Genomic DNA, 14,134 nt, shown 5'->3' with positions numbered 1-14,134 from the left:
TAATCTTAATTTAAAAATTTTAACAAATGAATTACAAAACCCCTGGAGTCTATGTGGAGGAACTGGAAAAATTTCCGCCTTCCGTAGCGCAAGTTGAAACAGCTATTCCGGCTTTTATCGGATATACCGAAAAAGGACCAAAAAATGAGCCGACAAGAATCAGTTCTATGCTGGAGTATGAACAACTTTTTGGAAAAGCAAATCCGGAAATGTTTGCTGTCGCTTTCAAAGATGGCGTTGCAACCGCAGCACAACTTAAGGTAAGCGATTTTAAAATGTATTATGCCATGCAGATGTATTTTGCCAATGGCGGAGGGCCTTGCTATATCGTTTCAGTAGGAAGTTACTCAGATCCCGTACTGGTAGAGTCTACGACATCGGATAAAACGTTATTAAAAGGTCTTGAATCACTTAAAAAAAGAAGACGAACCTACGCTTATCGTTTTCCCGGATCTTCAAGGCTTAGTAGCTACTGCTGATGACGTTGCTGCTGCAAATGCTGCTCTTCAGGATGCAGAAGATAGTGAAGAAGTGAGCACTGCCGCTGAAGCTGCTGCTAAAGCTGTTTCAGACGCTGTTGATGGTGCTGATGTAACCACTGCTGTGGCTGCTGCAAAAGCTGTTGCCGACGATTACGAAGTTACTGATCCTACTGATCTAAGTGAAGTTGCTGCTGCTCAGGCTGCTCAGGCTGTGGTAGAAGCTGCCAAGAGTGCGGCTGACATTACGAATGCGACGGTGGTTTCTGTTAAGGCTGCTGCCAAAGTCGTTGCTGATGCTTATAAAGCTGATCTTATTACTGCGACAGCTATTGTGAGTCTTGCCAATCAAAATGCAGATAATGTTTCTGATGCTAACTTGGCTGTATCTATTACCAGTGCTTACTCTTTATATAACAGTGCTTTAAATCAGGCAGAAGCGATGAAAGACAGATTTGTCATTATGGATGTACTGGATAATGATATTAACTTCAGAGACAAAGTCAATGCATCGGGTCTAAAATATGGCGCTGCATATCATCCAAAATTAAAGACCGTTTTAAGCTACGCTTTCAAGGAGGCTGATGTTTTGGTTACGGGCGCATCGGGTATCACCAATCTGGCTGATTTAAAATCTGCAAGTTCAGAACTGTACAATCTGGCTAAAAAAGAAATTGAATCTAAACAGGTTGTTTTGGCTCCTTCATCCTCAATGGCAGGTGTGTATGCCAAAGTAGACAGCACTTCCGGAGTGTGGAAATCACCGGCTAATGTAGGACTGAACTTCGTAGCAGCACCAACAGAAAAGATCTCCGACAGACAACAAGATGCACTTAACGTAGATCCTCAATTTGGAAAATCGATCAACGCGATCAGAGCATTTACCGGAAAAGGAATCATGGTTTGGGGCGCCAGAACATTAGACGGAAACAGCAACGAGTGGAGATACATCTCTGTACGCCGTTTCTTCAACATGGTAGAAGAATCTGTGAAAAAAGCAACAGAACGTTTTGTTTTTGAACCGAATACCGCCAACACATGGATCAGAGTACAGACGATGATCGAGAATTTCCTTAACCAGCAGTGGCAAGACGGCGCACTAGCCGGAAGCAAGCCTGAAGAAGCGTATTATGTAAGCGTTGGATTAAACAAAACCATGTCAGCTCAGGATATCCTTGAAGGAAGAATGAATATCGAGATCGGTATGGCTGCCGTACGTCCTGCAGAATTTATCGTGCTTCGTTTTTCACACAAATTGCAGGAAGCATAAAAATTAAACTAAATAATAATTAAATATACATAAAAAATTATGAGTACATATCCATTAGTAAAGTTTGCCTTTGAAGTAGATTGGGGCGGAACAAAAGTAGGTTTTCAGGAAGTATCGGGTTTAAATATTGAAGCCGGACTGATTGAATACCGACATGGAGCAAGCCCTGATTTCAGCAAAATTAAGATGCCGGGATTGAAAGTTTTCAATAACATCACGTTGAAAAGAGGAACTTTCAAAGCTGATAATGAATTTTTTGCATGGTTTCAATCCATTCAATTGAATACGGTGGAGAGAAGATCAATCACGATTTCTCTTTTGGACGAAAACGGTGAGCCTGCAGTTACCTGGAAAGTGAAAAATGCTTTCCCGCTAAAAATGCAGTCAACAGATCTGAAAGCTGAAGGAAACGAGGTAGCAATCGAAACTCTGGAATTGGCACACGAGGGATTAACTATTGAAAATAACTAATTAATAATTTAAAAATCTAAAAAAATGAATTACAAAACACCTGGAGTCTACGTAGAGGAAATCGCAAAATTCCCACCATCTGTAGCACAAGTAGAAACGGCTATTCCTGCTTTTGTTGGATATACTGAAAAAGGGCCGAAAAATGAGCCGACAAGAATCTCATCTATACTGGAATACGAAACGCTTTTCGGAAAAGCAAAAAATGAAGCTTTTACATTTAATATTGTTGCAGCAACTTCAGATACACCCAGAAGTGTTACTGCAACTTTAGCCAGTCCAAGTCCTTTCAAAATGTATTATGCGATGCAAATGTATTTTGCCAATGGCGGAGGGCCATGTTATATTGTTTCTGTAGCATCAGCCTATCCATCAGCAGGCGTAAAATTAGTTGACTTAAAAGCAGGTCTTGATACATTAGAAAAAGAAGACGAGCCTACACTTATTGTTTTCCCGGATGCTGAAGGTTTAAGCTTAGATGATGCTTATAGTCTATACGGCTTAGCTTTAGATCAGGCAGAATCAATGAAGGACAGATTCGTTATTATGGATGTTATTGGAAATACCGATACTGCAGTTAGTGATTTTAGAGATAAGGTAACTTCCGGACCAAGCGGAGAGCGTTTGAAATATGGAGCCGCTTACCATCCAAAATTAGAAACGGTTTTGACTTACAGTTTCGATTCAGCTATTACAGTTGGAGGTCAGACTCTTGAGTATTGGAAAACACATGATTCTGAATTGTATAACCTTGCAAAAAATGCAATGGAATCTAAAAAAGTAGTAATGGCTCCATCTTCATCAATGGCGGGAGTATATGCTAAGGTAGACAGTACTTCAGGAGTATTTAAAGCGCCTGCCAATGTAGGACTGAACTATGTAGTAGCACCAAGCGCAAAAATTTCTCATGAAGATCAGGAAAGTCTTAATGTAGATCCTGAAGCCGGAAAATCGATCAACGCAATCAGAGCATTTACAGGAAAAGGAATCATGGTTTGGGGCGCCAGAACATTAGACGGAAACAGCAACGAGTGGAGATATATCTCTGTACGCCGTTTCTTCAACATGGTGGAAGAATCTGTGAAAAAAGCAACAGAACGTTTTGTTTTTGAACCGAATACCGCCAACACATGGATCAGAGTACAAACGATGATCGAGAATTTCCTTAACCAGCAGTGGCAAGACGGCGCACTAGCCGGAAGCAAGCCTGAAGAAGCGTATTATGTAAGCGTTGGATTAAACAAAACCATGTCAGCACAGGATATCCTTGAAGGAAGAATGAATATCGAGATCGGTATGGCTGCCGTACGTCCTGCAGAATTTATCGTGCTTCGTTTTTCACACAAATTACAGGAAGCATAAAAATTAAACTAAATAATAATTAAATATACATAAAAAATTATGAGTACATATCCATTAGTAAAGTTTGCCTTTGAAGTAGATTGGGGCGGAACAAAAGTAGGTTTTCAGGAAGTATCGGGTTTAAATATTGAAGCCGGACTGATTGAATACCGACATGGAGCAAGCCCTGATTTCAGCAAAATTAAGATGCCGGGATTGAAAGTTTTCAATAACATTACGTTGAAAAGAGGAACTTTCAAAGCTGATAATGAATTTTTTGCATGGTTTCAATCCATTCAATTAAATACAGTAGAAAGAAGATCAATCACGATTTCTCTTTTGGACGAGAATGGTGAGCCTGCAGTTACCTGGAAAGTGAAAAATGCGTTCCCGCTAAAAATGCAGTCAACAGATCTGAAAGCTGAAGGAAACGAGGTAGCAATCGAAACTCTGGAATTGGCACACGAGGGATTAACTATTGAAAATAACTAATCATGGCTCTTTTATATCCTCCAACCAGTTTCTCTTTTATTGTTAACGGGATTTCAACAACAGAGGGTATTGATTCCAGATTTCAGTCTATATCCGGTTTATCAACAGACATTGCAACCGAAGAATATGCCGAAGGTGGCGAAAACAGATTTGTTCATCAGCTTCCTTTAAGACCAAAATATCCCAATTTAGTTCTTAAGCGTGGCTTGATCGTAAGTTCCGGATTGATAAGCTGGTGCAGAAATGCCATGGAAAACTTCGAATTTGAACCCAGAAACCTCATCGTTTCTCTTTATGGCGGGTTGCAGTCTACAGCGCCTTTAATGGTTTGGAATGTAGTAGGAGCATACCCGGTACGGTGGGAGGTTTCAGAATTCAATGCAGAAGAAAGCAAATTGGCGATTGAAACGATAGAACTGAAATACAGATATTTCACCATACCCACATCGTTAGCAAGTTTAGGCTTGTAATTTCTAAATCTAATCTAGGCACCTGAAAGTGTGTTTGCCTCAGGATAACTTTTAGCAAAATAATTTTTCATAAAAAACACGGATTGGTCTATCCCAGGACTGAACGCACTCTTTATGTGCTTAGATTTTTTAAAATAAACATGTTAAATCATTGATTTTTAATTATTTAAAATTAAAAATTGATTAAAAACAAACGAAATGCCAATAGAAATAAAAGAGCTTCACATTAAAATCAATGTGGACGAGAAAACAGCAGCAGCGACAACGGAAGCATCAGCAGATGAAGCAAAGCTCATGCGGGCAGTGAGTGAAAGTGTAGAGCAGGCAGTAAATATTCAACAACGTAAAAAAGAAAGATAATGGCAGGAGCAATTCAGAAACTAACAATCGGAACCTACGAAAATTCTGATTATGATAAGAGAATTGATAGCGGTGCTTTTAAAGCTTTTATCAATCCTACCGGGTATTCTGTGACCTATAAAACGGAACTTGAACCCGGTCAGGCACTGGGAACAGCTAAAGCCGATTTAAAATATGTTGCATCACCTTCAACTGATCTACAATTAGAATTTCTATTTGACGGTACAGGTGTAACGGAAGCTTATACAGGCAATAAACTGATCAATAAACTTAAAGGAAAAGCATTTGAGAAAACATCTGTAAAAGATCAGATTGATGCTTTTTATAAAGCTACAGGCCAGGTTGCCGGTCCTATACATAAACCTTACAACGTTATTCTTAATTGGGGTGATTTTGAATTTAAAGGCGTACTGGCAGAATTTACGGTAGAATATAAGTTGTTTGACAACAAAGGAAAACCGCTGAGGGCTGTAGGAAAAGCAAAATTTAGTGAATCTATAAGTCCCAAGTTAGAGGCAGTACAAAAAAAGAATGAGTCCCCAGATGTAACCCACAAAAGGACAGTACAGGCCGGAGACACCTTACCCTTAATGACCGAAAAAATCTATGGCGATTCCAAATACTATCTGGAAGTTGCTAAAATAAACGGTCTTATCAATTTCAGACAATTAATTCCCGGGCAGGAATTATTCTTTCCGCCATTAGAAAAAACATCATAAAATGAATAACAGCGGATACATACAAACAGCAAAAACCCCGGATTTAATAACTTTTAAAGTGATGTCCGGAGACACCGAACTGCCCGGAAAATATGGGGTAAAAAGCATTGTCGTAGAAAAAGAAGTCAACAGGATTCCTTATGCCCGCATTGTGATTTTAGACGGAAGCATACCGGAGCAGGATTTCAAATTAAGCAATGAAGAATTATTAATTCCCGGAAAAGAAATTGAGATCACAGCAGGCTACCATTCTAAAGAAGAAACCATTTTTAAAGGTGTTGTTGTAAAGCATAATATAAAAGTGAGAAACGGATCTTCTTACCTCATCATCGAATGCAGGGATAAAGCGGTAAAAATGACTTTGGGAAGAAAAAGCAAATATTTCTACGACAGCAAAGACAGCGACATCATCGAAGAACTGATTGGTAATAGCGGTGCCACTGCCGATGTAGAAGCTACTTCAAATTCCCATAAAGAACTGGTGCAGTATCAGGCTTCCGATTGGGATTTTATGCTGACCCGCGCGCAGGCCAACGGAAAGCTTTGTTTTGTTGAAGACGGAAAGATCAAAGTAGCGAAACCTGATTTCAGTGGTGAAACGGTAGAAACTGTTGTCTACGGATCATCGGTACATGAATTTGACGGGGAAATTGACGCAAGAGATCAGTTCAGTAAAATTACCGCCAAAACATGGAACTATACCGATCAGGAACTGACGGAAGTTGAAGCGCAGGATCCGGCCATCAGTCTCAATGGAAATCTTTCATCCGGTGATCTGGCAAAAGTGTTCGGAATTGAAGACTTACAATTGAAGCACGGCGGAAATCTTACTCAGGGTGAACTGCAGGAATGGGGCGATGCAAAAGCAACTTTCCAACAGTTAGCCAAAACCAGAGGAAGAGTGAAATTCCAGGGAATTCCATCGGTGAAACCAGGGGTTACATTAACACTTCAGGGAGTTGGAAACCGGTTCAACGGGAAGATATACGTAACAGGTGTCCGCCACGAAATTGTTGATGGAAACTGGTTGGTAGATGCACAGTTCGGGCTTTCCCCGACGTGGTTCTCTGAAACTTATGATGTAAGTGAAATGCCGGGTTCAGGAATTATGCCTGCCATCAGCGGACTGCATGTCGGAATTGTATCACAACTGGAATCTGATCCGGATGGAGAAGACAGAATTTTAGTACAGATTCCGATCATTAACAATGAAGAAGAGGGAATCTGGGCAAGAATAGCCACTCTGGATGCCGGAGAAAACAGAGGATCTTTTTTCAGACCGGAAATCGGTGATGAAGTGATTATCGGATTTATTAATGACGACCCAAATGACGCCGTGGTTTTGGGAATGCTGAACAGCAGTACAAAACCGGCTCCTATCGTAGCCTCAGATGATAATCATGAAAAAGGATTTGTAACCCGGAGTGAAATGAAAATGATCTTTAATGACGACAAAATTTCCTACACCCTGGAAACCCCGAAAGGGAAGAAAGTGGTCGTAGACGAAGACGCAGATGTCATTAAAATAGAAGATGAGCATTCTAATATGCTGATACTTAATAAAGACGGGATCAGTATCGAAAGTTCAAAACATATCAAGATCAAAGCTAAAGGTGACATCAATATGGAAGGCGTCAACATCAATGTAAAAGCCAGCGCCCAATTCAAAGCTGAAGGAAGCTCAGGTTCTGAACTTAAATCAGGAGCAGTGACAGTAGTAAAAGGATCTCAGGTTAAAATCAATTAATCATCATGAAACCGGCAGCAAGAATTACAGATATGCACACCTGTCCCATGGTGACAGGAAATGTTCCGCATGTAGGCGGACCCATTATTCCGGCAGGAGAACCTACGGTACTGATCGGCGGAAAACCTGCCGCAAGAGTAGGGGACAAAGCGGTATGCACAGGTCCGATGGACACCATTGCATCAGGATCGTCAAGCGTTTTGATCGGCGGAAAACCTGCCGCAAGAATGGGCGATTCCACCGCGCATGGAGGCGTAATATCCGCAGGGGAAGCTACTGTTTTGATAGGCGGATAATATTTAAAAAATCACCTGCAATTAAGAACGTAAAACATCAATAACAAAAAGGTTATCACAACTCAAACTCTATGTTACAGATGCAAGATGTTACCATTAATATAACAAATAACGTATGAAAATAAATACAGATTTTTTAGGAATAGGCTGGAGTTTTCCGCCTGAGTTTAATCAGACTGAAGGAAAGTTGGCAATGACCACCGATGTAGAAGACATCAATAACAGTCTTATGATTCTGTTGTCAACACGTCCCGGCGAGCGTGTCATGTTCCCGAATTACGGGTGCGACCTGCAGGAAATGCTCTTTAAGCCACTGGACTTAACGTTGATCACCCAGATGAAAGGAATCATTGAGCGCGCTATTTTATATCACGAACCCAGAATCAACATTCTGAGTATCGAAATTGATGCTCAGGAAGAACTTGAAGGTGAAGTTTTGATACAAATTGACTACGAAGTAAGAAATACCAATACAAGAAGCAATATGGTTTTTCCTTTTTACAAAGGGGAAGCTACCGAAATATAATGAATTACGGGATGTCTGTAGCCATTTTTAAATACTACCAAACACTACATGAAGTATTGCATCTGACCATAGAAAGATAAATATAAACAAATGAAAAAAACAGATACATTTTCACATTATCGTGAAGGAAAATCACAAATGCAGCGCTTTTTAGCAGAATTAGATCCGGGCAATCTTGAATTAAACGATTTCGATTTGTTTGATTGGCTATTATTCGCAAACAATTTTGCACAGCATGTCAACTATTTCGGTAAAGATGATCATACAACACCGGATGGAAACTGGGGAAATTTCTTCCTGGGTGATGATGCCAATGCCGTTCCGCGTAGAGAAAGCGTTGAGTATAAGAGTATGAAAAAACAGGTTACAGATCTTATTTCCCAGTTTGAACAAGACAGCAGCCTGACACCTCACCTGACATTATTCGTTTGCTTTTTAAAATTGTTGGATTTCTCGAAAAAAGCTTTCAATAATTTAACTAAAAGGCATTTGGATTTCTATTATAACGAAATTCTGCAAATTGAAAAAAATGATGCGAAAGCAGATAAAGTTTATGTGATTTTCGAATTGGCCAAAAAAAGCAATTCAGGAAAGAATTCCGGGCGGAACACTGCTGGATGGCGGTAAAGATACCAATGGAAAGAAACGCATTTACAAGACAGGTGAAGAGCTTATTGCCAATCAGGCAAAAATTGTTGAAATCAAAAGTTTCCTGAACGATGTTAAAAAACGAGAACTGAAGATGGCTCCGGTTGCCAATTCTGCTGATGGTGTGGGAGATAAACTTCCTGCAGAAAGCAATTACTGGTGGCCGTTCGGATATAATGCTGATGAAACGGTTTCGGATACATCAATCTACAAAGAACTTCCGAAAGCAAAACTCGGTTTTTCAGTGGCTTCCTCATTATTTGATTTAAAAGAAGGTGAGAGAACGATTACTGTGAAAATCGATTTTATCAAAAATTCGACGCAGAAATTACAAAATTTATCAAACACGGATATTGAAAATAATATCAAAGTGTTTTGCAGCGGAGAAAAAGAATGGTTATCCGGAATCGTTTTAAAATGTGTGAAAAATGACGACAGTCAATTGGAACTTTCTTTTACATTATCCAAAGATTTCCCTGCAGTGGTACAATACAACAAGGAAGTTTTACTGCAAACATTTCAGACCGATTTTCCTGTCGTAAGATTCATGATCGAAGGAGAAAAATACTATGATGTCTATGAAGCTCTTTCAGAAAAACTAATCAAAAATGTTGAAATAACGGTTGATGTAAAAGGAGTAAAATCTGTTCAGATAGAAAACGATAGCAGTACATTGAATGCCGAAAAACCTTATTATCCATTCACTGCACAGCCTATTAAAGGATCTAATTTTTACATTAAAAGTACTGAAATGTTTTCCAAAAAATGGCAGAATGCAGACATTATTATCAATTGGAAAAATACGCCTGATTCAATAAAAGATTTGTACAGCGGATATGTTATTCAGCCGAATCAAAATATCAGCCTGGTAGATTTTGAAGAGTTGAAAAGCTCATCAATCGTTCGGTCAGATGCTTATTTTACCGCTGATGTGGCACTTCTGGACAAAGAAATATGGCGTGAGAAAGGCAATGATATTGAGTTGTTTAAAAAAGTAGAAAACGGTTACACAACCCAATTTTCTATTTATAATACGAGCAATGAATCGGGGACAAGCGAGGCTATCAGATTGACGCTGAACCAGTCGGCATTACAGGATGTGTATCCTAAATTATATACCTTGGCATTATCCAGCAGCTCTGCAAGTGAAAAGCTTATTCCAAACGAACCCTATATTCCTTTTGCGGAAGATATCGAGCTGAATTACAGCGCAAAGGAAAATGCATACTCCTATTTGAGCAAAGATTCCAGCGGACAAGCTTCAAAAAGTGAAGGCGTACAAGTGTATCATGAAGATGCATTCGGGCAATACGAGAAAGAAGTGGAAACAAAGAGCATCGTTCCCGTACACCAAAATGGTGGTGAATTATACATCGGCCTGGAAGCCATGCCACAATCTACGGTTTCTCTGTTGATCCAGATGCTTGAAGGAAGCGAAAACCCTTTGGTGGATACTTTCGATGAAAAAGAGTTTATCGAATGGCATATCCTTTCAAACAACACGTGGATTGATCTGTCGAAAAACCTGCTGAAAAATGAAACGAGAAAATTTCTGGAATCAGGAATTGTTAAATTTAAAATTCCCAAAGAGATCAATACAAGCCATACAAGGCTTACTGACGGATTGGTCTGGATCAGAGCCAAATCAAAAAGAAGTTATGATGCCGTTTGCAAAATCCAGGGGATTTATACACAGGCTGTTTTAGCGACATTCCAGAATCAGGACAATGATCTGGCGCATCTGAATAACGGTCTGGAAGCCAATACCATTTCAAAACTGATTACCAGAGTTCCTCAGGTAAAATCTGTCAATCAGCCCTACAATTCATTCGATGGTAAATATAAAGAGGCAGACACGGAATTTTACAGACGGGTAAGTGAAAGATTAAGACACAAGCACAGAGCGATTACACAATGGGATTATGAAAGTCTGGTATTGCAGGAATTTCCGGAAGTTTTTAAGGTAAAATGTTTAAACCATACTTCTGAAAATTCATATATGGCTCCGGGACACGTCACATTGATGGTGGTGCCGAATATTAGAAATAAAAATGCTTTTGATGTCTATCAGCCGAGAGTGAGCAGGGCCAGCCTGAATAAAATTCAGAATTATGTAAATGAATTAAATACGATGCATGTTACAGCTCAGGTAATCAACCCCAATTATAAAGAAGCAAAAGTACAGACTAAGGTAAAGTTCTTTGAGCAGTACGACGAAACGTTTTACATGAGACAACTGGATGAAGATATTAAAAAATACATATCGCCGTGGGCTTTTACAGATTCCAAAAATATTGATTTTAATGTGGAACTGAATGTTAACCAGCTGATTAATTACCTGGAGCAACTGTATTATGTCGATTACATTGATGAGATCAGGATATTGGTGAATGATGTTGTACAAAAGAAAACTCTGATAGAAGTAGATCCGAAATCCATTCTGGTATCTGCCAAACAACACCAAATTACTATTGCAGAACAAGTATGTATTTAATAATAAACAGAAGAAAACATAACCATGTCAGAAAATAAGCACATTAGTATATCGAAAAATATAGAAACCGGAGATCAGACCGATTTTCACTTTCTACGCAAAACAGGTATTGAATACATAGAAAAGTTAGGAGGAAAACTTTGGACAGATTACAACTCTCATGATCCGGGAATCACCACGCTGGAAGTTCTAAGCTATGCCATCACGGATCTCGGGATGAGAATGAACATGAATATGGAGGATATCCTAACCTCTAAAGACACAGATACAGATATTCATACGCAGTTTTTAAAAGCTACAGAAATTCTTCCTTCAAGGCCATTAACCGAGCTTGATTACAGAAAACTATTCATCGATATCAACTTTACAGCCGGCCATAAAAGGCCGATCCGCAACTGTTGGCTGGTTCCCAACAATGAAAAATTGTATGTTGATTGTAAAACGGGTCAGTTAGATTTTAAACCTATCGGAGATAAAACACAAAGCTTTAATATAAAGGGATTGTATGATCTTTATGTAGATTATGCCGAGGATGTCGAAGATGAAAATAACGGATGCGGAAAGTCCAGTGTAAACCTTCAGATATTAGAACGTTACCATTCCAATAGAAGTCTTTGTGAAGATTTGGCGGAAATTAAAGAGATCGAAATCCAGAAAGTGGCGGTATGCGCGCGCATCGGATTGGTAAACAAAGCCGATGAAGAACTGGTGCATGCTAAAGTTTTAAAAGCAATTAATAATTACCTGTCTCCTGAAGTCCATTTTTATTCATTACAACAGATGCTTGAAAAAGGTCTGACAACGGATCAGATTTTTGAAGGTCCGCTTTTAGATAATGGTTTTATTGATACCGAAGAATTGAGAAACAGCCAGTTGAGAAGAGAAGTCCGTCTTTCTGATATCATCAGTGAAGTTATGAAAATTGACGGCGTGAAAGAAATTCACGAAATTTCTATTGCAGGTTGTGATCAAGTGATCAAGCAGACCAACGACTGGCTGATCTGTATTGAAAAAGGCAGAAAACCGGAACTTTGCGAGCTGAGTTCATTCAGCTACAGTAAAGGGTCGCTTCCGTTAAATATAAACGATAAAAAGGTTCAGGAATACCTAGAGACTCTTAAAAGAGAAGAAGAGGTACTAAGAGATGATGCAAGACAGAATAAAGAACTGGCTTTACCACACGGAACGTCCTATGACATTGCAGAATATGCAACTATTCTCAATGAATTTCCTGATACTTACGGAGTTGGAATTTCCGGGATTATAGGAAATAAAACCCCGGAAAGAGAAGCGTTGGCAAAACAGATGAAAGGATATTTGTTGTTTTTTGATCAGATCCTTGCCAGCTATTTTAAACATCTTGAAAAAGTAAAAGAAGTATTAAGCGTAAATGGTGATTTAAAAAGAACCTATTTCACGCAGGCACTTAAAAATATTAAAGGATTTGACGAATTGGTTTTCAATTATCCTGTCGGAAATGATGATGAACTTACAGATTCTTTATATGAAGAACTGGACAACAGCGTTGAACGCCGAAATGAGGTGTTGGATCATTTGATTTCCCGATTTGCAGAAACGTTCAGTGACTACACTTTCCTGATGAAATCATTGTATGGAAAATCTGCTGACGAAATTGTCTTAAGCAATAAGCAAAATTTCCTGAATGAATATGCATCCATAAGTAAAGACCGCGGTTTAGGCTACAATTATACATTGTTTGGTGATTCAGATATCTGGAATACAAATAATATTTCCGGAGCACAGAAAAGAATTGCCCGTTTGCTGGGAATTAAAAACTATACACAGAGAAGTGTATCCCAATCGCCTGTTTTAATTACTAAAACATTAAACGGCGATAAAGCAACCTATACCTGGAAAATAAAAGATGCTGCAAACAATATCATCTTATCATCTGTAAAAAGCTATGAGATTGAATATGCTGCCACTAAAAACCTTAATGAAGCCATTTATCAGATTATCCAGATCGATCAGGAAGACCTTGAAAATGCACTGGAAAAATTGGGTGCGTGCGAAGATAATACCTGTATGGTCGGAAACATGAGAATCCGTTTTTCGGGCGGAGGTAATTATTATTTTGATGTTATAGATGATTCGCAAGACCAAAATGTGATTGCTACCCACAAAAGAACCAATCCTTATCCTGATCTGGAAGCATTGAAAATCGGAATCAGGGAAACGGTAAGGTACTTCAGGGATGATTTTACGGAAGAAGGTATTTTCTTCGTCGATAATTTATTGCTAAAGCCCACCGTTAAAGATTACCAGCTTATGGGCGGTATCGGGTGTATGGAAATAGACCGCACTTTTAAAGTCATGTATGATATTGAAGATGTGGCTTCAGAGGATCCGGTGGAGTATTCGGAAACCTTTATGCATTCCTGTGAAGAAGATTGTGAAACCGATGTTTTTGATCCTTATTCTTATCGTATAAGTGTGGTTCTTCCGGGGTACGCCTATCGTTTCCAGGATCCCGATTTCAGACGCTATGCGGAAACCGTTATCAGACAGGAAATTCCGGCGCATGTTTTAGCCAAAATTTGCTGGGTAGGAGACCGTTTGACTGAAACGCAGACCGCTAAAAGTGATCTGTCTGAATTTGAGGTTGCTCTTAAACAATTCCTTTCAGATAAATCGAAAAATAATACAGCGAATTTAGGCAACAGCATCCGGGATTTACTCACTGCTCTTACCAATCTGAATAATATTTACCGACCGGGAAGACTCCTGGACTGTGCAAAGGATGATAATGACAGCTTAGACGGGAAAATCATATTAGGACAATCAAACTTATAAAAATTGACAA

At 39.2% G+C, this 14,134-nt stretch carries 14 protein-coding genes; all 14 read left to right on the top strand.

Annotated features, from left to right (window positions below; genetic code table 11):
* The first annotated feature begins 26 nt into the window (after nt 1-26).
* The 14 genes from AAHI02_RS05240 (at nt 27) to AAHI02_RS05175 (ending at nt 14,124) form a co-directional block, all read left to right on the top strand.
* Nucleotides 27-479 carry a hypothetical protein gene (locus AAHI02_RS05240; RefSeq protein ID WP_346985754.1) on the top strand — a complete coding sequence of 151 codons (453 nt, stop codon included), beginning with the start codon at nt 27-29 and terminating at the stop codon, nt 477-479.
* The gene (locus tag AAHI02_RS05235) at nt 403-1,749 is read left to right on the top strand and encodes a phage tail sheath C-terminal domain-containing protein (RefSeq protein WP_346985753.1); all 1,347 of its coding nucleotides are present in this window, start codon (nt 403-405) and stop codon (nt 1,747-1,749) included. The genes AAHI02_RS05240 and AAHI02_RS05235 overlap by 77 nt, the downstream gene beginning before the upstream one ends.
* A 39-nt stretch (nt 1,750-1,788) precedes the next feature.
* The gene (locus AAHI02_RS05230; RefSeq protein ID WP_346985751.1) at nt 1,789-2,220 is read left to right on the top strand and encodes a phage tail protein; all 432 of its coding nucleotides are present in this window, start codon (nt 1,789-1,791) and stop codon (nt 2,218-2,220) included.
* A gap of 24 nt (nt 2,221-2,244) precedes the next feature.
* Nucleotides 2,245-3,579: a phage tail sheath C-terminal domain-containing protein gene (locus AAHI02_RS05225; protein ID WP_346985752.1), complete on the top strand. Its 1,335-nt coding sequence runs from the start codon at nt 2,245-2,247 to the stop codon at nt 3,577-3,579.
* 39 nt (nt 3,580-3,618) lie between these two features.
* The gene (locus tag AAHI02_RS05220; protein WP_346985751.1) at nt 3,619-4,050 is read left to right on the top strand and encodes a phage tail protein; all 432 of its coding nucleotides are present in this window, start codon (nt 3,619-3,621) and stop codon (nt 4,048-4,050) included.
* 2 nt (nt 4,051-4,052) lie between these two features.
* The gene (locus AAHI02_RS05215) at nt 4,053-4,520 is read left to right on the top strand and encodes a phage tail protein (protein WP_346985750.1); all 468 of its coding nucleotides are present in this window, start codon (nt 4,053-4,055) and stop codon (nt 4,518-4,520) included.
* 198 nt (nt 4,521-4,718) lie between these two features.
* Nucleotides 4,719-4,880 carry a DUF5908 family protein gene (locus AAHI02_RS05210; RefSeq protein WP_346985749.1) on the top strand — a complete coding sequence of 54 codons (162 nt, stop codon included), beginning with the start codon at nt 4,719-4,721 and terminating at the stop codon, nt 4,878-4,880.
* Nucleotides 4,880-5,599, top strand: coding sequence for a LysM peptidoglycan-binding domain-containing protein (locus AAHI02_RS05205; RefSeq protein ID WP_346985748.1), 720 nt, complete (start codon nt 4,880-4,882; stop codon nt 5,597-5,599). Before AAHI02_RS05210 ends, AAHI02_RS05205 begins: the two co-directional genes overlap by 1 nt.
* A 1-nt stretch (nt 5,600) precedes the next feature.
* Nucleotides 5,601-7,346: a type VI secretion system tip protein VgrG gene (gene vgrG, locus AAHI02_RS05200; protein WP_346985747.1), complete on the top strand. Its 1,746-nt coding sequence runs from the start codon at nt 5,601-5,603 to the stop codon at nt 7,344-7,346.
* A 5-nt stretch (nt 7,347-7,351) separates the two neighbouring features.
* Nucleotides 7,352-7,642 carry a PAAR domain-containing protein gene (locus AAHI02_RS05195; protein WP_042722688.1) on the top strand — a complete coding sequence of 97 codons (291 nt, stop codon included), beginning with the start codon at nt 7,352-7,354 and terminating at the stop codon, nt 7,640-7,642.
* A gap of 115 nt (nt 7,643-7,757) precedes the next feature.
* Entirely contained in the window at nt 7,758-8,168 is a 411-nt protein-coding gene (locus AAHI02_RS05190) for a GPW/gp25 family protein (protein WP_042722687.1), read from the top strand.
* Nucleotides 8,169-8,258: 90 nt separating this feature from the next.
* On the top strand, nt 8,259-8,795 hold the full coding sequence (locus tag AAHI02_RS05185; RefSeq protein ID WP_346985746.1) for a hypothetical protein: 537 nt from the start codon (nt 8,259-8,261) through the stop codon (nt 8,793-8,795).
* A gap of 115 nt (nt 8,796-8,910) precedes the next feature.
* Nucleotides 8,911-11,310, top strand: coding sequence for a baseplate J/gp47 family protein (locus tag AAHI02_RS05180; RefSeq protein WP_346985745.1), 2,400 nt, complete (start codon nt 8,911-8,913; stop codon nt 11,308-11,310).
* A gap of 24 nt (nt 11,311-11,334) precedes the next feature.
* Nucleotides 11,335-14,124, top strand: coding sequence for a hypothetical protein (locus tag AAHI02_RS05175; RefSeq protein ID WP_346985744.1), 2,790 nt, complete (start codon nt 11,335-11,337; stop codon nt 14,122-14,124).
* Nucleotides 14,125-14,134 lie beyond the last annotated feature (10 nt).

The organism is Chryseobacterium sp. POE27 (assembly GCF_039727685.1).
Taxonomy (GTDB): Bacteria; Bacteroidota; Bacteroidia; order Flavobacteriales; family Weeksellaceae; genus Chryseobacterium.
The sequence above is the reverse complement of the archived record's forward strand: the minus strand, read 5'-3'. Positions and strand labels throughout refer to the sequence as shown.